Below are 20,400 nucleotides of genomic sequence, written 5' to 3' on the forward strand. Positions count from 1 at the left end.
TGCCGAAGCGACCCCTTTTCCGGGCCCCTCGGTGCGGCCCGACCGATCGAGGTAAGACACCCCGTGTTCAGTTTCACCGTCGCCGCCGTCGTCTTCGGCGTCGTCTTCCTGGCCGAGCTGCCGGACAAGACCGCCCTCGCCGGGCTGATGCTCGGCACCCGCTACCGCGCTTCGTACGTCTTCGCCGGCGTCGCCGCGGCCTTCGCCGTGCACGTCGCGCTCGCCATCGCCGCGGGCAGCGTGCTGTCCCTGCTGCCGCACCGCCTCGTGCAGGCGGTCGTCGGCGTGCTCTTCCTCGCGGGTGCGGCCGTGCTGCTCTTCAAGAAGGACGAGGACGAGGAAGAGGTCAAGAAGCCCGCCGACCAGAGCTTCTGGAAGGTCTCCGGGGCGGGCTTCATGATGATCCTGGTCGCCGAGTTCGGCGATCTGACCCAGATCATGACCGCGAACCTCGCCGCCCGCTACGACGACCCGGTCTCGGTGGGCGTCGGCGCGGTGCTGGCCCTGTGGGCGGTGGCCGGCCTGGGCATCCTCGGCGGCCGTACGCTCATGAAGTACGTACCGCTCAAGCTGATCACGAAGGTGGCGGCGGCGGTGATGGTGCTGCTCGCGGCGTTCAGCCTGTACGAGGCGATCGTGGGCTGAGCACGGGCACGGGCGGGCGGCGCCACCGGCCGGCGGCGCCCGCCCCGGCCGGTTCAGCCCTCGATGTGCAGCGCGATCGAGCCGTCGGCCAGCGCCTCGACCCGGACCTGCTCCAGGTCGCGTACGTGGGCGTCGGGGCCGAAGGCCGCGGCCCGCTCGCCGACGCCGACCACGCGCATGCCCGCCGCGCGCCCGGCCGCGATGCCCGCCTCGGAGTCCTCGAAGACCACGCAGTCCTCGGGCGCGTACCCCAGCTCGGCCGCGCCCTTGAGGAAGCCCTCGGGGTCCGGCTTGCTGGCGCTGACCGACTCGGCGGTGATCCGTACGGCCGGCATCGGCAGCCCGGCCGCGCCCATGCGGGCGTCGGAGAGGGCGATGTCGGCGGAGGTCACGAGGGCGTGCGGGAGCCGGGCGAGGGCGGCCATGAAGGCGGGCGCGCCGGGCACCGGGACGACGCCGTCCACGTCGGCGGTCTCCTGCTCCAGCATCCGCCGGTTGTCCGCGTGGTTGAGCTCCATCGGGCGGTCGGGGAGCAGGGCGGCCATCGTGGCCCAGCCCTGCCGGCCGTGCACCACCTTGAGCGCCTCGTCCGCGTCGAGCCCCTGCTCGGCGGCCCAGCGGCGCCAGCAGCGCTCGACCACGGCCTCGGAGTTCACGATCGTGCTGTCCATGTCCAGCAGCAGGGCGCGGGCTATGAGCGGGGTGGTTGCCGGCATCGGCGGGCTCCTGGGCGCTGAGGAAAAAGTCAAGCGGCTCCGCCCGCCGGTCAGGGAGTGCGGGCGGAACCACTTTGTTCCTACACGATACAAAGAGCCTCCGCGAGAGGCCAACCGCCCCCTGGTGAGGTCCGTGTGCCCCGGCTCACGGTTCGACCGTACGGGCCTCCAGCGACCGCCGGGTCTGCACCCCGTAGACACCGGCCGGGTCCTGCCGCAGCCCGTGGAAGCGCTGGAACGCGGCGACGGCGTCGCGTACGGCGACGTCGAAACGGCCGTCCTCCGGGCCCGGGTACACCGCCACCTGCTCCAGCCGCCGTTGCAGCTCCAGGACCTCCGGCCCGCTGGCCCCCTCCCGCAGCACCATCGGCCCCTCCGGCGGGCTGCTCGGCGCACGGCTCTCCGGGGCGCTGGTGATGCTGCCGGAGGCGGTGGCCGTACGCGGGGCCGACGACGGGCCGGGCGTCGGTGACGAGGTACGGGACGGGCCGGCGGACGGCTGGGCCCTGGTCACCCGCTGCGGCGCCGGTGTGGGGACGGCCGACGGCGGCGCGGCGCGGCGTCCCGGGCCGCCGCCCACCGGGCCGCCGTCGCCGCTGCCCGGGGTGCGGGCGGCGCTGGGCATGTGCCGGTGGTTGTCGGGCAGCGCGCGGTCCTGGTCCGCGTCGTTCAGCAGCGCGCCGCTGAGCAGCACGGCGCCCGCGGCCAGACCTGCCGCGGAGACCGCCATGGCGGCCAGGGCTGCTTGCTTCTTACGGCGCCGGGAGGCTTCGTACGTGTCGGTGTCGGTGCCGGTGCTGAGGTAGGCGTCCGTTCTGGCCTCGGCGCCGGTGTGGGGGGCGGCGCAGGTGTCGGCAGGTGAACCGGCGCGCGGGCCGGCCTGTGCCCCCGCCCGCCCTCCGGAGCGCAGGCCCGCGCGTGCCCCGGCGCGCGCGCCCGACCGGGACCCGGCCGGCGGCACCGTACGGGAGCCGAAGCGCGGCGCGGGACGCGGGTCGGGGCGCATGGCTTCCACCGTCGGGCCCGCCGCCGTACCGGTGGTTTCCGCCCCGTCCGGCAGCTGCACGTACGGGCGTACCCGCAGCGGATCGAAGTCCTCGGCGCCGGCCGCCTCGCACAGGCACCTCGGCCGGCCGTCGTCACGCGTGGGTGCCGAGCAGTGCGGGCAGGACTGAGCCGTCACGAGCGTTCCCCCTCCTGAACCTCTCGATCGGTCAGTGATTATCCCGGTCTGGCCCCTTCCTGCACAGGGAGCCTTCGGGCACCACCGGGCCCCACGGCTCCCAGCAGGCCGTATCCCACCGAAACGATCAGGATGGAACCGGAGCCCGGTCCCGCCCCGCACGACCGCCCCGTTCGACCGGGCCCGCACAACCCGCCCGTACGACCCGTACACCCCGCCCGCCCCGCACGAAGAGAGACACACTCATGGCGCAGGACACCGGTGCTCCGGCCGCCCCCGGCGAGGGGCAGTCTCGGCGGACGGTCCTCGTCGCGATCGGCGCGCTGCTGCTCGGCCTGCTCATCGCGGCACTCGACCAGACCATCGTCGCCACCGCGCTGCCCACCATCGTCAGCGACCTCGGCGGCCTGGACCACCTGTCCTGGGTGGTCACCGCGTACCTGCTGGCCTCGACCGCCGCGACCCCGCTGTGGGGCAAGCTCGGCGACCAGTACGGGCGCAAGCGGCTGTTCCAGACCGCCATCGTGATCTTCCTGATCGGGTCCGCGCTGTGCGGCATCGCGCAGGACATGCCGCAGCTGATCGCGTTCCGCGCCGTCCAGGGGCTGGGCGGCGGCGGTCTGATCGTGCTGTCGATGGCGATCGTCGGCGACATCGTGCCGCCCCGTGACCGCGGCCGCTACCAGGGCCTGTTCGGCGCGGTCTTCGGCGCGACGAGTGTGCTCGGGCCGCTGCTCGGCGGTCTGTTCGTGGACCACCTCAGCTGGCGCTGGGTCTTCTACGTCAACCTGCCCATCGGGATCGTCGCGCTGGCCGTGATCGCCGCCGTGCTGCACATCCCCGTCCGCCGCACCCCGCACCGCATCGACTACCTCGGCACCCTCCTGATCGCCGCGGTCGCCGCCTGCTTCGTCCTGATGACCTCGCTCGGCGGCGTCAGCTACGACTGGGGCTCCTGGCAGATCATCGGCCTCGGGGTGCTCGGCCTGGTCCTGCTGGCCGTGTTCGTGGCCGTCGAGCGGCGGGCCGCCGAACCGGTCCTGCCGCTCCGCCTGTTCCGCCTGCGCTCCTTCACCCTCACCGCGGTCATCGGCTTCGTCATCGGCTTCGCGATGTTCGGCTCGATGACCTACCTGCCCACTTTCCTCCAGGTGGTGCAGGGCGTCTCGCCGACCATGTCCGGGGTGCACATGCTGCCGATGGTCGTCGGCATGCTGCTGTCCTCGACCGGCTCCGGGCAGCTCGTCAGCCGTACCGGGCACTACAAGGTCTTCCCCATCGCCGGCACCGCCGTCACGGCCGTCGGCCTGCTGCTCCTGCACCAGCTCGGCCCGTCCAGCGGCACCACCGTGATGAGCCTGTACTTCTTCGTCTTCGGCTTCGGGCTCGGCCTGGTCATGCAGGTCCTCGTCCTCATCGTGCAGAACGCCGTCGACTACCAGGACCTCGGCGTCGCCACCTCGGGCGCCACCTTCTTCCGTTCGATCGGCTCCTCCTTCGGCGTCTCCATCTTCGGCACGATCTTCGCCAACAAGCTGGGGCCCCGGATCGCCGACGCCCTCGCGGGCAAGCAGCTGCCGCCCGGTACCGACCCGTCGAAGATCGCCGAGGATCCGCGGACGGTCGGGCAACTGCCTCCCGACGCCGCGGCCGGCGTGCTCGACGCCTACTCGACCTCGATCACCGACGTCTTCCTCTACGCGGTCCCGGTCGTCCTCATCGCCTTCGTGCTGGCCTGGTTCCTGCGCGAGGAGCCGCTGCGCCGGGGCGTCACCGCGCCCGATACCTCCGAGGTGCTGTCCTCGAACCCCGTACACCGTTCCTCGTACGACGAGGTCTGCCGCGCGCTGTCCAGACTGGGCGGCCTGGAGGGCCGCAAGGCGGTCTACGAGCAGATCACCGAAAAGGCCGGGCTGGACCTCGCGCCCGCGGCGAGCTGGATGCTGCTGCGCATCAACCGCTTCGGGTCGGTGGAGCCCGCGCTGCTCTCCGAGCGCAGCATCGTGCCGTTCCGGGTGATCGGCACTGCCACCCGGCAGATCGAGGAGCGCGGCCTGGCCGTACGGGAGGGGCTGCCGCTGGTCCTCACCGACAAGGGCCGCGCGGTCGCGGAACGGCTGGCCGCCGCGCGCCGCGCGTCGCTGGCCGAACTGCTCGGCGACTGGTGGACCGAGGACCGGCCGACCGATCTCACGGAGCTGGTCGACGAGCTGACGGCGGAACTGTGCGGCTCGGACGAGGAGAGCCCGCGCAAGGACGACACCCGCCGACGGGACGACACCCGCAGACGTCCGCCGCCGGAGGGGCGCTGAGCGGAGTCCCGCCCCGCGGGCCCGTCGGCCTCAGCGTCCCGGGGGCGCCCCTGCCACCGCCTTCTCGAAGAACACCTCCGCGTACCGGTCCTCCTTGTACGCGGGAATCTCCTCGTACCCGTACGCCCGGTACAGCGCGACCGCCTCGGTCAGATCCCGCCGGGTGTCCAACCGCAGCCGTTCTGCGCCCAGTTCCGCCGCGTGCCGCTCGACGGCGCACATCAGCACACCCGCCGCGCCCCGGCCACGCCAGGGCGCGCGGACGAACACCCGCTTCAGCTCCGCCGTACGCCCGCCGTCGATGAGCAGCAGTCCGGCGCACCCGACGGCCTCGCCGGCCTGCCGGGCGATGAACAACGCGCCGCCCGGTGCCACCAGTTGACCGGCCGGATACTCCGCCACGCCCTCGTCGATCTCCTCGGACGTGATCCGCGGCTGCCCGCGCAGGACGTGGTACCGCTGCGCGACCTCGGTGTAGTACTCGCGGAACAGGGCGGTGGCGGCGGGCGAGTCGTCGGGCTCCGTCGAGAGGTGCCAGGTCCCGGGCCGGTGCCTGGTGGCGGCGTCAGTCATGGCGGCATTGTGACGGTACGGGTGGGACCGCCGCCTCCGAATATGCCGTACGGCGCCCCGCCGGGCCGGGCGGTGGTGCCCGCCGGTCCGGACCGTGCGCCTCAAGGGGCCGTCAGCAGCCGGTGTTTGGCGTCCGGCGGCGTGGCTACCCGATCCGTATGTCCCTCACCTTGATCATCGTCCCTGTGGTGGCGCTCCTGGTGATCGCCGCTCTCGTCCTCATGGCACGCGCCAAGGTCGCCCGCAGTGGCAGCAGAGGCCTGCGGCGCCGCTTCGGCCCGGAGTACGAACGGGCCGTCGCCGTGCACGACGGCGACACCGCGGCCGCTGAACGCGAACTCAACCAGCGGCTGGACCGCCACGGCGCGTTCCGCCCGACCCCGCTGACCGCCGAACTGCGCCTCCAGTACGAGGAGCGGTGGGAGGCCGTGCAGCGGCAGTTCGTCGACGAGCCGGAACAGGCCGTCGTCGAGGCCGACCTGCTGATCGGCCGGCTCGCCCGCGAGCGCGGCTACCCCGCGGACACCTACGACGAGCAGACCGACGCGCTCTCCGTCCACCACGCGCAGGGCGTCCACGACTACCGCAAGGCCCACGAGACCGCCGTACGCGCCCGGAACAACCGGCCCGAGAACGCCGCCGGTACCGAGGAACTGCGCGCCGCCGTGGTGCACGCGCGCGCCCTGTTCACCGAACTCCTCGAAGCCGGTACGGGCCGCTCCGCCTCGCACGGCCACCGTGACCACGGCCCCCGGAACCACGGCCCTCGTGACCACGGCCGCGGCGGCACGGCGCACGGCCGCACCGACCCGGCCCGCGACGGCTACGACGGTCACGACCCATCGGCCGCCCGGTCCGGTACTCAGCACCACGAGCCCACCGCCCGGCGGCTCGGCGACCGGCTGCGTGCCCCCTGGACGCACGGCCGCGGCCACGGGCACGACACTGCGGAAGGCGGTGCGCGATGAGCACCTACGACGAACGCGGTACCGGTCCCGTCGAGACGCCCGGCGAGCGCGCGGCGAGCGAAGGCATGCCGCCCCCGGAGCGCGGAGCCGCGGCGTACGAGGGCGACCGCAGCGCGCAGCAGCCGACCGCACCGCCGCCCACCACCACGTCGGGCGCCACCGAGTCCGTACCGGGCGTGTACGCGGGCCTGCCCGGCACCGAGACCGACTACCCGGCGGGAACGCCCGGCGGCCCCGGCACACCGGGCACTCCCGCCTCGTCCGCACCCGGCTCGTCCACCCAGGGCTCGTCCACGCACGGTGAAAGCTTCGGCCGTGGGGCGGGCGCCCCCGAGCCCCTGCTCCCCTCCGACGCCCGGGAGAAGCTGCGGCAGCGGCTCGACCACGCCGTCAACGGCTTCGTCGACCGTCCCCGTGAGGCCGTGCAGGAAGCCGACGGCATCTACGAAGAGCTGGCCGCCCTCCTGCCGGAGGCCCTGGCCGCCCGCCGCCGCTCCCTGCACTCGTCCTGGGAGCAGGGCAACACCGACACCGAACAACTCCGTGTCGCCCTGCGCCACTACCGGGAGACCGCCCAGCGCCTGCTCGACTTCTGAGCCGCCTCCCGCACCCCGGTGACCCGGCGGCTCAGCCCTGTTCCTTCGGCCCGGCCTGCTGCACCACCTCGAACGACCAGAGCGTGGACCCGGATGCGGCGGGCTTGGGCCGCTCGCCGCCTTCCGCGCCGCCGCCCTGGTGCGCGGCCTTCATCGGGCCCTCCATCCAGGCCTGGAACGACTCCTCGTCGCGCCACCGCGTGTAGACGAGGTACTGGTCGGTGCCCTCGACCGGGCGCAGCAGCTCGAACCACTCGAAGCCGTCCGACGACTCGACGGAGCCGGCCCGCGCGCCGAAGCGCTTCTCCAGGACCTCCCGCTGTTCGGCGGGAACGGTCAGCACATTGATCTTCACGATGCTCATACCGAACATCGTGCCCCATACCGTCCGGCGGGTGGAGACCAGGGCCGTGCGGCGGGCCGGCCGGGGCGGGGGTCAGGTCTGTGCTCATGCGGCGAGTCCGGTCCGGGCGGGGAGCGCTGGATCGAACGCTGGTGCGCCCCGGGGCGGGCCGGCCGCTCCCGAGTGCCGCAGCTCGGCCGGTTGCGTCACTTCCGTTGTCGGTGGGTGGGGTTAGCGTCGGAGTATGTCGAACTCAGAAGCGGGACAGGAGCCGTCGGGGACACCGCGGGCGGCGCGGCGGGTCAGCAGACCGGCGCGGCCGACGGGCTGGAAGCGGCTTGCCCTGCGCGCTCCGATCCACCTCTACCGGCTCGGTCTCGGTGGTCTCTTCGGCAAGCGGCTGCTGCTTCTGGAGCACCTCGGCCGTACGTCGGGCAAGACCCGGCGCGTCGTCCTGGAGGTCGTGTCGTACGACCGGCAGGCCCGTACCTGGGCCCTGGCGTCCGGCTTCGGCCCGGGCGCGCAGTGGTACCGCAACCTCCAGTCGCAGCCCAGGGCCACGATCCAGGTGGGCCGCAGGCGGTGTGCCGTGATCGCGCACTTCCTCCCCGCCGAGGAGGGCGGCCGGATCATGGCGCGGTACGCGCAGAAGCACCCGAAGGCGGCCCGGCAGTTGACGGCGTACATGGGCTTCGAGGTCGACGGCACGGCGGAGGGCTACCGGCAGGCGGGGGAGAACATACCGTTCGTACGGCTCGTGGAGCAGTGACCTGAAGGGGTTCAACGGGGCGGCGGCGCGGTGGTGACGGCCGTGTCCGCTGTTGGGGTTGCAGCCGTCGGGGCGCCGGAGTGTGGCCGGGCCGGGACGGCGGTTTCCCGCCAGCATGGCGGCCGGGGCGTGCGAGGGCGCGGCCCGGTGACGAAAGGGAACCTCTTGTACTCCATGCGGAAGTTCACCCGTGCCGTGGTGGTGTCGGTGTCCGCGGCCGGCGCCGTCCTGGCGGCCGTTCCCGCCGCGTCGGCCTGTCCCGCGCACGACCGTGCGGCGGGCGGTGACAGCTGCCGCTTCGCCTACACCAGCTTCTTCCCCTCGCCGTCCGGCGCGACCACGGGTGACGGGCTGTACGCGCACGGCCGGAAGGACCCGACGGGGCGCACCTGCGACAACGGCGGGTGGGTCGGCCCGAACCGCCCGAGCGACACCTGAGGCACGGGCCCCACGGGTACGTGAGAACGCCTGTGCGCGAGGACGGTCTCGTCCTCGCGCACAGGCGTTGTCCGATGTACGGGGCGGGGGCTCGCGCCACCGGCCGTATCAGGCAGGCGACTCCGCTGTCACCCGTCGCTTGCCCGAAGCGGCCTTGGAACCCGGACCCGAGCCCGCGGCGGCGGCCCGGCGCAGCGCGCGTGCCTCCGAATCCGTCTCGACCGCCGGGGGCGACCCCGGCAGCGGCTTGCCCGCGCTCTCCGACATCAGCAGGACCGCGATCCCGCCGACCACGGCGGCGGCCATCATGTAGAACGCGGGCATCATGTTGTTGCCCGTGGCGCCGATCAGCGCGGTCACCACCAGCGGAGTCGTACCGCCGAAGATGGAGACCGAGACGTTGAAGCCGATGGACAGCGAACCGTAGCGCACCTTCGTCGGGAACAGCGCGGGCAGCGTGGACGGCATGGTGGACGTGAAGCACACCAGCAGCAGGCCGAGGACGGCCATGCCCAGCGCGATGCCGGCCAGCGAACCCTGCCGGATCAGCAGCAGCGACGGCACGGACAGCACCAGGAAGCCGACACAGCCGGTCGCGATGACCGGGCGGCGCCCGAAGCGGTCGGTGAGCCGGCCCGCGAAGGGCTGCACGCACATCATCACGACCATGACCGCCAGTACGACCAGCAGTCCGTGCGTCTCGTCGTACTTCAGCTCCGAGGTCAGGTAGCTGGGCATGTACGACAGCAGCATGTAGTCGGTGACGTTGAAGACCAGGACCAGGCCGACGCAGAGCAGCATCGGGCGCCACTGGCCGAAGATCATCTCGCGCAGGCCGATCCTCTTCTCGGCCTCCCGGCGCTCCTTCTCCTTGGAGCGCGCCTCCTTCTCCAGCTGCGCGAAGGCCGGGGTCTCCTCCAGCCGCATCCGCAGATAGAGGCCGATGACGCCCATCGGGCCCGCGACCAGGAACGGGATGCGCCAGCCCCAGGAGAGCAGGGCGTCGTGGTCGTGACGGAAGAGGTAGGTCAGCAGCGTGACCAGGCCGGCGCCGCCGACGTAACCGGCGAGGGTGCCGAACTCCAGCCAGCTGCCCATGAAGCCGCGCTTCTTGTCGGGCGCGTACTCGGCGATGAAGGTGGAGGCGCCGCCGTACTCGCCGCCGGTCGAGAAGCCCTGGATCAGCCGGGCGACCAGCAGGAGGATCGGAGCCCCGACGCCGATGGAGGCGTACGAGGGGATCAGGCCGATCGCGAAGGTGCCCGCCGACATCATGATCATGGTGATGGCGAGGATCTTCTGGCGGCCGATACGGTCGCCGAGCGGCCCGAAGACCATGCCGCCGATGGGGCGGACGAGGAAGGCCGCGGCGAAGGTACCGAACGTCGACAGCAACTGCGCGGTCGGGTTGCCGGACGGGAAGAAGACCTGTCCGAGCGTGACCGCGATGTAGCTGTAGACGCCGAAGTCGAACCACTCCATCGCGTTGCCGACGGCGGCTGCCGAGACGGCCCGCTTGACCATGGACGGATCGACGACGGTGACGTCGTCGCTGCCCTGCCCCCGCTTCTCCGGTTTCTCCGGCTTCGCCGGGTCGGGTACGGGACCACCGGTACGGGTCCGCGGTGCGACGGGTGACTGCGTCGGCACGTGCTCGCTCGCCTGCGCTCTCTGGGACGACTGCATGGAACACCCGCGCTGGCGGGTCGGGCCCGCCATGGCGTGACGGGCAAAGAACGACCATAGGGGCAGAGCGGCTCATCACGGACAGTGAGCGAATGGCGGCGCAACCGTACGGATCCCTGCTCCTGGCAGGGAAGGAAGCGTTCCGAGGGGCCTTATCCGGCCTTTATGAATGTGATCCATCTCGCCAGGATCACCGCAACCGAATTGCCCTGTTGTGCGGCGGATATGCACGGCACGGACCTGACCCTGCCCACTCCGGGCGGATGTATGCGGGCCATGTCCAAACAATTTTCCGAGGTTCCCTGGCCCACTTCAGGACCTCCTCGAACCCGCCTCCCGTGTGCCCCCGCGGACCCTCCCGCAACCCTTCCCCCACGCCTCTTCCATAACGTCCCCGTACACCCCGCCTGGCCGGATACCCGGTTCCGGTCGGCGCGCCGGGACGCGAGGGTGCGTCGCATGTCTATCGCTACGGCAGTGCTGACCGCATCACTGGCGATGGCGCCGGCCGCCGCGCCATCCATGGGAGTGCAGTGCACCAGCGTGACCGTCCGTGCCCACTTCGCCGCGTCGCCGACGGGTGAGGCCGTCACCCACGACCCGGCCCTGGTGCCCGAGGGCAGCCGGGTCACGGTCGTGGAGAAGCGGTACGGGTCCGGCAAGGACGCCCGTACGGTCGTCGGCCTGCGCCTGGCGGGCCTGGTCCCGGACCGTACGTACGGCGCCCACGTCCACACCAAGCCGTGCGGGCCCGCACCGGCCGACTCCGGGCCGCACTACCAGAACGTGCCCGACCCGGTGCAGCCCTCCACCGACCCCGCCTACGCCAACCCGCGCAACGAGGTGTGGCTCGACCTGAAGACGGACGCGGACGGCGACGGCGCCTCGGTCGCCAGGGTCACCTGGCACGTCCGCTACGGACAGGCCCGCTCGGTGGTCGTCCACGAGCACAAGACGCACACCGAACCGGGCCACGCGGGGACCGCGGGCGCCCGCCTGGCCTGCGTCAACGTTCCGCTGGCCTGACGCTGTCGGGCGCCGGGCGCGGAACGGCCTGACGCTGTCGGGCGCCGGGCGCGGAACGGCCTGACGCTGTCGGGGCGTCGGGCGCGGGCTCGCCGGGCGCCGGACGCGAGCGGCGCGGCAGTGTTCCGCCGCCGCGCCGCGGGATCGTCGCGCCCATCAAGCATCAGCCATCCGGCCGTACGCTGCCACTCGGCGGAGCAGACCCGGCGAGTGATGGAGGAACGCCATGAGGTATCGACGGCTCGGCGGGCCGGGCGGGGCCGCGGTGTCGGCCGTGGGGCTCGGGTGCATGGGGATGTCCGTCGCGTACGGGCCGGCCGACCCGGCGGAAGCGCGACGGGCGCTCGACCGGGCCGCGGACCTGGGCGTGACGTTCCTCGACACGGCCGACGCGTACGGGCGCGGCGCGAACGAGGAGTTCGTCGGCGACTGGCTGCGCGGCCGGAGCGCGCGGGAGGACGTCGTCCTCGCGACGAAGTTCGGGCTGCGGCACGACCCGGCGACCGGGCGGGTCGACACGGTGGACACGTCGCCCGCGTACGTACCGGTGGCCTGCGACGCCTCGCTGCGCAGGCTCGGCGTCGAGTACATCGACCTCTATTACGCGCACCGCCGCGACCCCGCCGTACCGGTCGAGGAGACCGTCGGCGCGATGGCGGAACTGGTCGCGGCGGGGAAGGTGCGTCACCTGGGCCTCTCGGAGGTCAGCCCGCGGACACTGCGCACGGCGCACGCCGTGCATCCCGTCAGCGCGGTGCAGGTCGAGTACTCGCTGTTCACCCGGGGCGTGGTCGAGGGCGAACTGCTCGCCACGTGCCGCGAGCTGGGCGTGACCGTGGTGGCGTACTCGCCCCTCGGGCGCGGGATGCTCGCGGGGGCGCTCGCCTCGCGCGAGGAGCTGAGCGAGGACGACAACCGGCGTCGCTGGCCGCGGTTCTCCGCCGAGAACATCGAGCGCAACCTGGAGCTCGTCCGCGCGGTGCGCCGCGTGGCGGACGAGCTGGAGGTGCCGCCGGCGCGCGCGGCGCTCGCCTGGCTGCTGGCGCAGGGCGAGGACATCGTGCCGATTCCCGGGACGAAGCAGGCGCGTTACGTCGCCGAGAACGCCGCCGCGGCAGACCTGACCCTCACCGGGGAGCAGGTCGCGCGGCTGCGCGCGGCGGTGCCCGCCGACGCCGTGGCGGGCGCGCGCTACCCGCAGCAGGCTCTGGAGCGGCTCGGTCACTGAGCGGAGGGACGCGGGCCGCCGGAGAGACTTGGGCCGGCGGCCCGCGGCCCCCTCATGGCATCCACGCCTCGTACGACAGCACATCACCCGACTTGATCTTGAAGTCGGGGACGTCCTTCGTCAGCGTCGTCTCCATACCGAGGATCCGGCCGGTCTCCGGGTTGAGGATGACCAGTTGCAGGGTGCCGTCCATGGAGCCGCCCGAGGCGTCCGTGCCGCGGTAGGCGTACGCCTGGCCGCGCCGCCCGAGACGGTCGATGACCTGCCCGGCCGGGCGCAGGTCCTTCGTCCGGGAGAGCATCCGGACCAGCGCCGCCGACTCGCGCGGACCCGGGGTCCACTCCTGGAGGAACGAGGAGAGGGCCATCAGCAGCGGCTGCGTCTCGGTGCCGGCGCCGCTGTAGAAGGTGGACAGGTAGGAGCGCAGCTCGTCCGGATCGGCGGGCGGCCGGGCGGGCAGGGGGCCGTCCCCGGTGGCCGGGTCGTCCAGGCGGGTGCCTGCCGGGTAGGTCTTGCGGTGCAGGACCTTGCCGTCGTTGACGGTGCGCCACTCGCCGTCGGCGTCGTTGATCACCGGGCGGCCGGGGTGCCGGGGGTCGGTGGCGACGACGAGTTCGGAGCCGCTGCCGTCCGGGTTCCAGCGGGTGATGCGCTCCTCGGGGATGGTGACCGGCGGCTGCGCGTCGGGGCCGGTCTCCATGCTCAGGTACCAGCTCTGGAGGTGGCTGCCCCGGTGCGGCTTGGGGGCGTCGTGCAGGGCGCGGGCGTACGCCTCCGCCCGGCGCGCGACCTCGTCCAGCGGCAGGATCGGGGCGTCGGGCTGCACGACGAGCGCCGTGGGGGAGGCCGCCGCCGGGGCCGTGCTGACGCCGGAGAAGGTGAGGGTGAGAGCCGCGATGGCGGCGGCCGAGGCGGCGGTGGCGCCGATGAGAAGGCGGCGGGTACGGCGCGGCCGGGCAGCACGGGGGAGCCGGGCGGGGCGGGAGGCGCGTTCAGGAGTACGCGCCGGCGTGGGAGACGGCGCGTCGGCGCTCCTCAGCGCCGCCAGCCGGTGCTCGGCGCGCGCGGTGAGCGGGCGGTCGCGCCAGGGGCCCTCGTCGGACCGTACGGGATCGGCCTGCCGCAGCAGCTCCAGTTCGTCAGTCAAGGCTGCGGCCTCCGGCTCGGGTCGGCACCGCGGGTGCGGGCAGAGGGGGACGTACAGGGGTACGGCGTGCGGGTGGGCGGTGCGCGCGCGGGCGCGGTGGGGGAGCGGCGCCCGGGTCGGGCCCTGGCTCCGGCGCTCCCTTCGGCCGGAGACGGTCTATCTGTGTACGGAGCCGGTTGCGCGCCCGGTGCAGCCGCATCGCCGCGGCGCTCTGGCTGCAATCGAGGGTGACGGACAGTTCCTGGAGGGTCAGTTCCTCCCAGGCCGTCAGACGCAGCACTTCCTGGTCGGCGGGGGAGAGACGTTCCAGCGCCTCGTGCACCCAGGACCCCGGCCGTTCCGAGTCGGGGCTGTCCACGGTCTGGCGGCGGTGCGCGGCCTCGTGGTTGCCGAGGCGGTGCAGCAGGCGCCGGTAGCGGCCGAAGCCGCGCACCGTGTTCGACAGGCAGTTGCGCGCCACGCCGTACAGCCAGGGCAGCGGGGACGGCGGCAGCTCGGCGCGCCGCCGCCAGGCTATGGAGAAGACCTCCGCCACCACCTCCTCCACGTCGTCCTCCTGCCCGCTGTCCAGCCGGCGGGCGACGAAGCGGCTGACCGCCCAGAAGTGCGCGCGGTAGGCGGCGGCGAAGGCTTCGTCGACGTCCTGGCCGAGGTCTGTGCCGGGGCCCGCGCCGAAGTCCTCGTCCGGGCCGTCCCCGGCGGCTGCGTCCTTGCTCATGATCTGTTGGTGTCCGGCACGCCTGCGATCTTCACACCCTGCCGCGGTGAAGTTTCCGGCGGCCCCGGACACCTACGGTGCATGAAGTCCACCGTGAAGTGGCTGACGACCACCGACCACAAGACCATCGGCACGCTGTACCTGATCACCTCGTTCGCGTTCTTCTGCATCGGCGGCCTGCTGGCCCTGCTGATGCGCGCCGAGCTGGCCAGGCCGGGCCACCAGATCCTGTCCAACGAACAGTTCAACCAGGCGTTCACGATGCACGGCACGATCATGCTGCTGATGTTCGCGACGCCGCTGTTCTCCGGTTTCGCGAACTGGATCATGCCGCTGCAGATCGGCGCCCCCGACGTCGCCTTCCCCCGGCTGAACATGCTCGCCTACTGGCTGTACCTCTTCGGCTCGCTGATCGCGGTGGGCGGATTCCTCACGCCGCAGGGCGCCGCCGACTTCGGCTGGTTCGCCTACGCGCCGCTCTCCGGCTCCGTGCACTCCCCGGCGATCGGCGGCGACATGTGGGTCATGGGCCTGGCGCTGTCCGGCTTCGGGACGATCCTGGGCGCGGTCAATTTCATCACCACCATCATCTGCATGCGCGCCCCCGGCATGACGATGTTCCGCATGCCCATCTTCACGTGGAACGTGCTGCTGACCGGTGTGCTGGTCCTGCTCGCCTTTCCCGTACTGGCCGCGGCGCTCTTCGCGCTGGAGGCGGACCGTAAATTCGGGGCGCATGCCTTCGACGCGGCCAATGGCGGCGCATTGCTGTGGCAGCACCTCTTCTGGTTCTTCGGCCACCCCGAGGTCTACATCATCGCGCTGCCGTTCTTCGGCATCATCTCCGAGGTCATTCCGGTCTTCTCCCGGAAACCGATGTTCGGTTACATCGGTCTGATCGCGGCGACGATTTCGATCGCGGGCCTTTCGGTCACCGTCTGGGCGCACCACATGTACGCGACGGGCGGCGTGCTGCTGCCGTTCTTCTCCTTCATGACGTTCCTGATCGCGGTACCGACCGGAGTGAAGTTCTTCAACTGGATCGGCACGATGTGGAAGGGCTCACTGTCCTTCGAGACACCGATGCTGTGGGCGGTCGGCTTCCTGATCACCTTCGTCTTCGGTGGTCTGACCGGCGTCATCCTGGCGTCGCCGCCCATGGACTTCCACGTGACGGACTCCTATTTCGTGGTCGCCCACTTCCACTACGTCATCTTCGGCACCGTCGTCTTCGCGATGTTCGCCGGCTTCCACTTCTGGTGGCCGAAGTTCACCGGCAAGATGCTCGACGAACGGCTCGGGAAAATCACGTTCTGGACGCTGTTCATCGGCTTCCACGGCACCTTCCTGGTCCAGCACTGGCTGGGCGCCGAAGGCATGCTGCGCCGCATCCCCGACTACCTGGCCGCCGACGGCTTCACCACGCTGAACACGGTCTCGACGATCGCCTCGTTCCTGCTCGGCCTGTCGATACTGCCGTTCCTCTACAACGTCTGGAAGACCGCGAAGTACGGGGAAAAGGTCACGGACGACGACCCGTGGGGCTGGGGACGTTCGCTGGAGTGGGCGACCTCCTGCCCGCCGCCGCGCCACAACTTCACCTCCCTGCCGCGCATCCGCTCCGAATCCCCGGCCTTCGACCTGCACCATCCCGAGGTCGGCACGCCCGGACTGGACCGCGAGAAGGAACGCGAGGTGCTGGTATGAGCGGAAGCACGCCGGTGAGCACGGCCGAGGCCATCAACGAGATCGAGGGATATCTGCTCTGGGAGGCGGAGAAGGACCGCGCCCGCACCCGCGCCCGCGACTTCACCGCCCGCCTGCCGTGGCTGACCCGCGCGCAGCAGGAGGAGGTCGAGCGGCAGTACCAGGCCGACCAGCTGGAATTCTCCCGCGCCTACCTGCGGCGGATCGCCGCCCGCAGCGGAGAACTGCGTGCCGAGTACGAGGGCGTGTACCGGGTGCTGCGGCGCCGGCTGGTGACGGGCCTGCTCGCCGTGGCAGGGGCGCTGGTGATCGGCGCGGTGGCGGTTGCCGTCGCCCTCACCGGCGGGTGAGGGCGACGGACTGACGACGACCGGGGGCGTCCGCGGCTGAGGGGTCGGCCCGCTGGCGCCTCCCGGCCGTCAGCCGGAGCCGGCCGTCAGCCGGGGCCGCCTGTCAGCCGGGGCCGCCCGTCAGCCGGTGACCGTGATCTGCGACGCCGGGTCGGTGGTGTCGGTCACCTTGTACGTGGCGTTGAAGATCGACGTCGTGGCGCTGGTCGGGCAGCCGAAGCCGCCGACGACCTTCACCGGCACCGAGGCGTTGGTGAAGGTCAGGGTGGACGGCGCGCCGTTCGCCCAGGCGCCGCTCACCGTCGCCGCACCGGTGGGAGCGGCCGTCACCGTACAACTGGCCAGGCCACTGGTCTTGAGGACGAAACCGGCGGTCGGGATGGTCAGCCCGGCGGTGCTCGGTGCGCCGTTCTGCATGGTGACGCCCCAGTCGCCGGACGTCTGGATGGTGGCACTGACCCCCGGCATGCTCGTGGTGCACGAGGTGTAGCCGGGCGCCGAGATGCCGTTGCTGACCGGGCCGGAGGCGTTGGAGTTGCCCGGGGCTTCCGGGACCTGGCCGGTGGCCTTGGAGACGGTGCAGGTCACCGTCACCGAACCGGCCTTGAAGGTGGCCTTGCCGCTGAGGGTGGCGGCGTAGGCGTGGCCGGCCGGGGAGACGGTGGTCGGGCCGGCGGTGACCGGGGTCCCGGTGGGCTGGGCGGTGGCCGAGCCGGTCAGGGCCAGGGAGAGGGACGCGGTCGCGAGGATGCCCGTACCGGCGGCGAGCAGGGCGCGCGGCCGCCGGGTGACGGAGTGGTGTGCGCGAGAGCGTGCGGGTCTGTGCGTCATCGCGGATCTCCTTCTGCGAGCGGTGTTGGTGGGGCGACGCAGGTGCCTGCGAACACCTGCGGGTCGGAGGGGGGTGTGCTGTCCTGCCGTACGCGGGCGACGGGGCCCGGCGGGCCGCCCGTGGCGGGCACCGTCGTACGGGTACGGCAGGCGCCTTCGTACGGGTACGAGGGCGCTGTCTTACGGGCGCGGGGGTTCCGTCTTACGGGCCCGGGGGTGGCGCCGTACGGGCGCGGGGGTGGCGCCGTACGCGTACGAGGTGTCCGGCGTACGCGTACGGCGGTCCTGCCGCGCGGCCCGGTCAGCTCTGCGGCTGGGTGCGGTGCGGTGCGGACGGCTCGCTGCCGGAGGGCCCCGCACCCGGCTCCGGTCGCGGGCCCGTACCCGTACCCGCGTCCGCCTGCGGTTCCGGCCCGGGCGCCGGCAGCGGGCGTGGCTGCCAGGCGAAGATCATGCCGCCGCCGAGGATGCCGACGATCGTGCCGAACAGGAATCCGCCGAGGTTGGACATCACCAGTGCGGCGGTGGCCACCAGGACGGTGAGGACGCCGGCCAGCCCCCGGTAGTGCGGCGCGAACCACGCGGACAGGCCCATCAGGATCATCACCAGGCCCATCAGGACGGACGGGATCCCGGCGATGCCCTGCTGGAGCATGACCTTCAGCGGTGCCAGCGGGATGGCGCAGATCTCCGCACCGGCGACGACGGCCGCCAGCCCGCCCCAGAAGGGGCGGCCCTTGCGCCAGCGCCGCCAGGCCGCACGCCCGCGCCGCCAGGAGCCCTGCCCGGTCAGAAGCATTCCTTCTTGCCCTTGGAGATCTTCATGCTCAGGCCGGTCAGCCGGAACGTCCCGGCGTTGGTGGCCCAGGCCGTCTGCTTGAGGTCGGTGATGTTCACGTCGTCGGCCTGCTGGGCGAACAGGTCCTGCATGCCCTGGGCGGTCGCCGGTCCCTTGTCGAGGGTGGAGGCGTCCCGGCCGATCTCGATGTTGTTGAAGTCCGCGTTGCCGGAGAGCTGGGTGGCGTCGACGAAGAGGTCGGTCGCCTTGACCGGCGTCTTGCCGCCGCCCGCGGTGATGTTGAGGGAGATGTCGCCGATGACCGGCAGCGTGGTGACCACCGACTGGCACAGTTTGTGCAGGTCGGCCTTCTTGATGGCGGTCACGGCCACCGGCAGCAGCTCGCCGCGGGCGTTCTGGTCGACGCCGCCGTACTGGGCGAAGCCTTCGCCGTTGAGGGATGCGGCGGACACCTTGAACTGCTGTCCCGATACGGCGAACGAAGCCGCCAGCGCGCCGTTGGCCAGCGCGATGGCCAGCGCGGCGGTCCCGGCGAGGGCCGGGACGGACAGCACGGCGAACTTGCGCCAGCTGACCCGCCCCGTGACGTGTCTGCCGTGTGCGTCCTTCATGAGAGTGGTCCCCTTCGAAGTGCGGTGGGTCGCGCAGCCGAGAGATGTGGGGGGACGTGCTGGGCACCGGGCCAGGAAACGGCAAGCGTGTGGTGATCAGGTGGAGGGTGTGAAGAACTGGCCGGTGTTACTGGCGAGTTGAATGTAAGTCTGCCAGTAGCCGTTGGCAAGGTTGAGGACCGAAGGAACCACAGGAGACGCAAAAGAGACGCGGCGGCACGTCACCCGGCGCCACCGCCGTACCCGCGCGCCTGCGTACCGCTCGGCTCCGCCGCGTCTTCGCGTCCGCGCACGCCTCACGCGTACCGGACGCGCAGCTCCTTCACCCCGTTCAGCCACGCCGACCGCAGCCGGCGCGGGGTGCCCGCGAGAGCGATGTCCGGCACGGTGTCGGCGATGGCCTGGAAGATCAGGTCGATCTCCAGGACGGCGAGCGACTTGCCGAGGCAGAAGTGCGGACCGCCTCCGCCGAACCCCAGGTGGGGATTGGGATCGCGGGTGATGTCGAACGTCCCGGGGTCCTCGAAGACCTCCGGGTCGTGGTTGGCGGAGGCGTAGAAGAGGCCGACGCGCTGCCCTTTGCCGATCCGCGCGCCGCCCAGGGTGGTGTCCTGGGTGGCGGTGCGCTGGAAGGAGACGACGGGCGTCGCCCAGCGCACGATCTCCTCGGCGGCGGTGCCGGGCCGTTCCCGTTTGTACAGCTCCCACTGGTCGGGGTGGGTCAGGAACGCGTGCATCCCGTGGGTGATCGCGTTGCGGGTCGTCTCGTTGCCCGCGACGGCCAGCAGGAGGACGAAGAACCCGAACTCGTCGGACGCGAGGTTGCCCTCGTCCTCCGCCGCGACCAGCCGGCTGACGATGTCCTGCGCCGGGCACTCCTTGCGGGCCGCGGCCAGGTTCATCGCGTACGAGATCAGCTCGGCCGCCGCGGTGCTGCCGACCTCCTCGGTGATGGCCAGCTCGGGGTCGTCGTACGCGATCATCTTGTTCGACCAGTCGAAGATCCGGGACCGGTCGTCCTGGGGGACGCCGATCAGCTCGGCGATGGCCTGGAGCGGCAGTTCGCAGGCGATGTCGGTGACGAAGTCGCCGGACTCCTTGCCGCGGGCCGCGGCGACGATGGTCCGCGCGCGGTCGCGCAGGGCCCCTTCGAGGGCGCGGATCGCGCGGGGCGTGAAGCCGCGCTGGACGATCTGCCGGACCCGGGTGTGCTCCGGCGGGTCCATGTTCAGCATGATCAGCTTCTGGATGTCGATCTTGTCGCGGGTCATGGCCGCGTTGAAGCGGATGATCGAGGTGTTCAGGCTCGCCGAGAAGACCTCCGGCCGGGTGGAGACCTCCCGGACGTCCTCGTGGCGGGTCACCACCCAGTAGCCGTCGTCGCCGAAGCCGGCGATGCCGTGCGGCTGGGCGTTCCACCAGACGGGCTCGGTGCGCCGCAGTTGGGCGAACTCGGGCAGGGGGACGCGGTGGTGGTAGACGTCGGGGTCGGTGAAGTCGAACCCGTCGGGCAGCGCGGGGCATGGCATCTCGGCGACTCCAGCTCTGGTCCGGCCCGGTGCCGGTCGGGGGTCCTGGCGGCCCGCCGTCGTACGGATGCCGACCGGCGGTCCTGACGGGCCGTCAGCTCACGGCGGTGAAGGTAGTAACGAGTTCTATAAGTGGCAAGGGGGTGCGGGGCGTCAAGTCCTGCCCGCACGCGGGCGTTGGGGGCGGAAGGCCCGTGCAGCACCCTTGCGCCGCCGCCCGCGGCT

General features: G+C 72.1%; 21 protein-coding genes. 10 read left to right on the forward strand and 11 right to left on the reverse strand.

What is annotated here, in order from left to right; all coding sequences use genetic code 11:
• Positions 1–63 precede the first annotated feature (63 nt).
• Positions 64–645, forward strand: a complete 582-nt coding sequence (locus JXZ78_RS28660; protein ID WP_030024383.1) for a TMEM165/GDT1 family protein — start codon at positions 64–66, stop codon at positions 643–645.
• Between the two features lie 53 nt (positions 646–698).
• On the opposite strand, the gene JXZ78_RS28665 is transcribed toward JXZ78_RS28660, so the two are convergent.
• Together JXZ78_RS28665 and JXZ78_RS40860 are read right to left on the reverse strand one after the other, a co-directional pair.
• Positions 699–1,361, reverse strand: coding sequence for an HAD-IA family hydrolase (locus JXZ78_RS28665; protein WP_030024382.1), 663 nt, complete (start codon positions 1,359–1,361; stop codon positions 699–701).
• 145 nt (positions 1,362–1,506) lie between these two features.
• Positions 1,507–2,544 carry a peptidoglycan-binding protein gene (locus JXZ78_RS40860; RefSeq protein ID WP_050503009.1) on the reverse strand — a complete coding sequence of 346 codons (1,038 nt, stop codon included), beginning with the start codon at positions 2,542–2,544 and terminating at the stop codon, positions 1,507–1,509.
• A 245-nt stretch (positions 2,545–2,789) separates the two neighbouring features.
• Here JXZ78_RS40860 and JXZ78_RS28675 point away from each other — a divergent pair, with 245 nt between their 5' ends.
• A complete protein-coding gene (locus tag JXZ78_RS28675; RefSeq protein WP_030024380.1) occupies positions 2,790–4,856 on the forward strand; it encodes an MDR family MFS transporter in 2,067 nt (688 codons plus the stop codon).
• A gap of 30 nt (positions 4,857–4,886) precedes the next feature.
• On the opposite strand, the gene JXZ78_RS28680 is transcribed toward JXZ78_RS28675, so the two are convergent.
• Positions 4,887–5,429, reverse strand: coding sequence for a GNAT family N-acetyltransferase (locus JXZ78_RS28680; RefSeq protein ID WP_030024379.1), 543 nt, complete (start codon positions 5,427–5,429; stop codon positions 4,887–4,889).
• 158 nt (positions 5,430–5,587) lie between these two features.
• Here JXZ78_RS28680 and JXZ78_RS28685 point away from each other — a divergent pair, with 158 nt between their 5' ends.
• Entirely contained in the window at positions 5,588–6,397 is an 810-nt protein-coding gene (locus JXZ78_RS28685; RefSeq protein ID WP_063726181.1) for a hypothetical protein, read from the forward strand.
• Positions 6,394–6,993 (forward strand): hypothetical protein, encoded by a 600-nt coding sequence (locus tag JXZ78_RS28690; protein ID WP_050503008.1) that lies wholly within the window; start codon positions 6,394–6,396, stop codon positions 6,991–6,993. The genes JXZ78_RS28685 and JXZ78_RS28690 overlap by 4 nt, the downstream gene beginning before the upstream one ends.
• Positions 6,994–7,024: 31 nt before the next feature.
• On the opposite strand, the gene JXZ78_RS28695 is transcribed toward JXZ78_RS28690, so the two are convergent.
• The gene (locus JXZ78_RS28695; protein WP_030024376.1) at positions 7,025–7,357 is read right to left on the reverse strand and encodes an antibiotic biosynthesis monooxygenase family protein; all 333 of its coding nucleotides are present in this window, start codon (positions 7,355–7,357) and stop codon (positions 7,025–7,027) included.
• A gap of 223 nt (positions 7,358–7,580) precedes the next feature.
• On the opposite strand from JXZ78_RS28695, the gene JXZ78_RS28700 reads away from it, so the two are divergent.
• On the forward strand, positions 7,581–8,105 hold the full coding sequence (locus JXZ78_RS28700; RefSeq protein ID WP_030024375.1) for a nitroreductase family deazaflavin-dependent oxidoreductase: 525 nt from the start codon (positions 7,581–7,583) through the stop codon (positions 8,103–8,105).
• 174 nt (positions 8,106–8,279) lie between these two features.
• Positions 8,280–8,543 carry a hypothetical protein gene (locus JXZ78_RS28705; protein ID WP_030024374.1) on the forward strand — a complete coding sequence of 88 codons (264 nt, stop codon included), beginning with the start codon at positions 8,280–8,282 and terminating at the stop codon, positions 8,541–8,543.
• A 108-nt stretch (positions 8,544–8,651) separates the two neighbouring features.
• On the opposite strand, the gene proP is transcribed toward JXZ78_RS28705, so the two are convergent.
• Entirely contained in the window at positions 8,652–10,193 is a 1,542-nt protein-coding gene (proP, locus tag JXZ78_RS28710) for a glycine betaine/L-proline transporter ProP (protein WP_030024373.1), read from the reverse strand.
• A 495-nt stretch (positions 10,194–10,688) separates the two neighbouring features.
• On the opposite strand from proP, the gene JXZ78_RS28715 reads away from it, so the two are divergent.
• Both JXZ78_RS28715 and JXZ78_RS28720 read left to right on the forward strand, forming a co-directional pair.
• The gene (locus tag JXZ78_RS28715; RefSeq protein WP_050503007.1) at positions 10,689–11,255 is read left to right on the forward strand and encodes a superoxide dismutase family protein; all 567 of its coding nucleotides are present in this window, start codon (positions 10,689–10,691) and stop codon (positions 11,253–11,255) included.
• 226 nt (positions 11,256–11,481) lie between these two features.
• Entirely contained in the window at positions 11,482–12,483 is a 1,002-nt protein-coding gene (locus tag JXZ78_RS28720) for an aldo/keto reductase (protein ID WP_030024371.1), read from the forward strand.
• Positions 12,484–12,535: 52 nt separating this feature from the next.
• Here the strand turns inward: JXZ78_RS28720 and JXZ78_RS28725 are convergent, their stop codons facing one another.
• Together JXZ78_RS28725 and JXZ78_RS28730 are read right to left on the reverse strand one after the other, a co-directional pair.
• A complete protein-coding gene (locus JXZ78_RS28725; protein ID WP_030024370.1) occupies positions 12,536–13,630 on the reverse strand; it encodes a CU044_5270 family protein in 1,095 nt (364 codons plus the stop codon).
• Positions 13,623–14,348 (reverse strand): RNA polymerase sigma factor, encoded by a 726-nt coding sequence (locus JXZ78_RS28730; RefSeq protein ID WP_030024369.1) that lies wholly within the window; start codon positions 14,346–14,348, stop codon positions 13,623–13,625. The genes JXZ78_RS28725 and JXZ78_RS28730 overlap by 8 nt, the downstream gene beginning before the upstream one ends.
• A gap of 81 nt (positions 14,349–14,429) precedes the next feature.
• Between JXZ78_RS28730 and ctaD the strand changes: the two genes are divergently transcribed.
• Positions 14,430–16,055 carry an aa3-type cytochrome oxidase subunit I gene (gene ctaD, locus JXZ78_RS28735; RefSeq protein WP_238783443.1) on the forward strand — a complete coding sequence of 542 codons (1,626 nt, stop codon included), beginning with the start codon at positions 14,430–14,432 and terminating at the stop codon, positions 16,053–16,055.
• Positions 16,052–16,405: a hypothetical protein gene (locus JXZ78_RS28740; protein WP_030022729.1), complete on the forward strand. Its 354-nt coding sequence runs from the start codon at positions 16,052–16,054 to the stop codon at positions 16,403–16,405. Before ctaD ends, JXZ78_RS28740 begins: the two co-directional genes overlap by 4 nt.
• A 120-nt stretch (positions 16,406–16,525) precedes the next feature.
• Here JXZ78_RS28740 and JXZ78_RS28745 read toward each other — a convergent pair whose 3' ends face one another.
• The 4 genes from JXZ78_RS28745 to JXZ78_RS28760 form a co-directional block, all read right to left on the reverse strand.
• Positions 16,526–17,236 carry a hypothetical protein gene (locus tag JXZ78_RS28745; RefSeq protein WP_030022731.1) on the reverse strand — a complete coding sequence of 237 codons (711 nt, stop codon included), beginning with the start codon at positions 17,234–17,236 and terminating at the stop codon, positions 16,526–16,528.
• Positions 17,237–17,537: 301 nt separating this feature from the next.
• Entirely contained in the window at positions 17,538–18,035 is a 498-nt protein-coding gene (locus tag JXZ78_RS28750; protein ID WP_050502810.1) for a DUF6114 domain-containing protein, read from the reverse strand.
• Complete coding sequence (locus tag JXZ78_RS28755; protein ID WP_030022734.1) at positions 18,026–18,646, reverse strand: DUF6230 family protein; 621 nt, start codon at positions 18,644–18,646, stop codon at positions 18,026–18,028. Before JXZ78_RS28755 ends, JXZ78_RS28750 begins: the two co-directional genes overlap by 10 nt.
• A gap of 296 nt (positions 18,647–18,942) precedes the next feature.
• Entirely contained in the window at positions 18,943–20,175 is a 1,233-nt protein-coding gene (locus JXZ78_RS28760) for a cytochrome P450 (protein WP_030022735.1), read from the reverse strand.
• Positions 20,176–20,400: the final 225 nt, after the last annotated feature.

Origin of the sequence: Streptomyces monomycini (genome assembly GCF_022271435.1) — a bacterium.
Taxonomy (GTDB): domain Bacteria; phylum Actinomycetota; class Actinomycetes; order Streptomycetales; family Streptomycetaceae; genus Streptomyces; species Streptomyces monomycini.

Coding starts and splice junctions, on each gene's coding strand:
- JXZ78_RS28665 (WP_030024382.1), bottom strand. CDS start 1,361: ATGCCGGCAACCACCCCGCTCATAGCCCGCGCCCTGCTGCTGGACATG.
- JXZ78_RS28675 (WP_030024380.1), top strand. CDS start 2,790: ATGGCGCAGGACACCGGTGCTCCGGCCGCCCCCGGCGAGGGGCAGTCT.
- JXZ78_RS28680 (WP_030024379.1), bottom strand. CDS start 5,429: ATGACTGACGCCGCCACCAGGCACCGGCCCGGGACCTGGCACCTCTCG.
- JXZ78_RS28685 (WP_063726181.1), top strand. CDS start 5,588: ATGTCCCTCACCTTGATCATCGTCCCTGTGGTGGCGCTCCTGGTGATC.
- JXZ78_RS28690 (WP_050503008.1), top strand. CDS start 6,394: ATGAGCACCTACGACGAACGCGGTACCGGTCCCGTCGAGACGCCCGGC.
- JXZ78_RS28695 (WP_030024376.1), bottom strand. CDS start 7,357: ATGAGCATCGTGAAGATCAATGTGCTGACCGTTCCCGCCGAACAGCGG.
- JXZ78_RS28700 (WP_030024375.1), top strand. CDS start 7,581: ATGTCGAACTCAGAAGCGGGACAGGAGCCGTCGGGGACACCGCGGGCG.
- JXZ78_RS28705 (WP_030024374.1), top strand. CDS start 8,280: ATGCGGAAGTTCACCCGTGCCGTGGTGGTGTCGGTGTCCGCGGCCGGC.
- JXZ78_RS28715 (WP_050503007.1), top strand. CDS start 10,689: ATGTCTATCGCTACGGCAGTGCTGACCGCATCACTGGCGATGGCGCCG.
- JXZ78_RS28720 (WP_030024371.1), top strand. CDS start 11,482: ATGAGGTATCGACGGCTCGGCGGGCCGGGCGGGGCCGCGGTGTCGGCC.
- JXZ78_RS28730 (WP_030024369.1), bottom strand. CDS start 14,348: ATGAGCAAGGACGCAGCCGCCGGGGACGGCCCGGACGAGGACTTCGGC.
- ctaD (WP_238783443.1), top strand. CDS start 14,430: ATGAAGTCCACCGTGAAGTGGCTGACGACCACCGACCACAAGACCATC.
- JXZ78_RS28740 (WP_030022729.1), top strand. CDS start 16,052: ATGAGCGGAAGCACGCCGGTGAGCACGGCCGAGGCCATCAACGAGATC.
- JXZ78_RS28745 (WP_030022731.1), bottom strand. CDS start 17,236: ATGACGCACAGACCCGCACGCTCTCGCGCACACCACTCCGTCACCCGG.
- JXZ78_RS28750 (WP_050502810.1), bottom strand. CDS start 18,035: ATGCTTCTGACCGGGCAGGGCTCCTGGCGGCGCGGGCGTGCGGCCTGG.
- JXZ78_RS28755 (WP_030022734.1), bottom strand. CDS start 18,646: ATGAAGGACGCACACGGCAGACACGTCACGGGGCGGGTCAGCTGGCGC.
- JXZ78_RS28760 (WP_030022735.1), bottom strand. CDS start 20,175: ATGCCATGCCCCGCGCTGCCCGACGGGTTCGACTTCACCGACCCCGAC.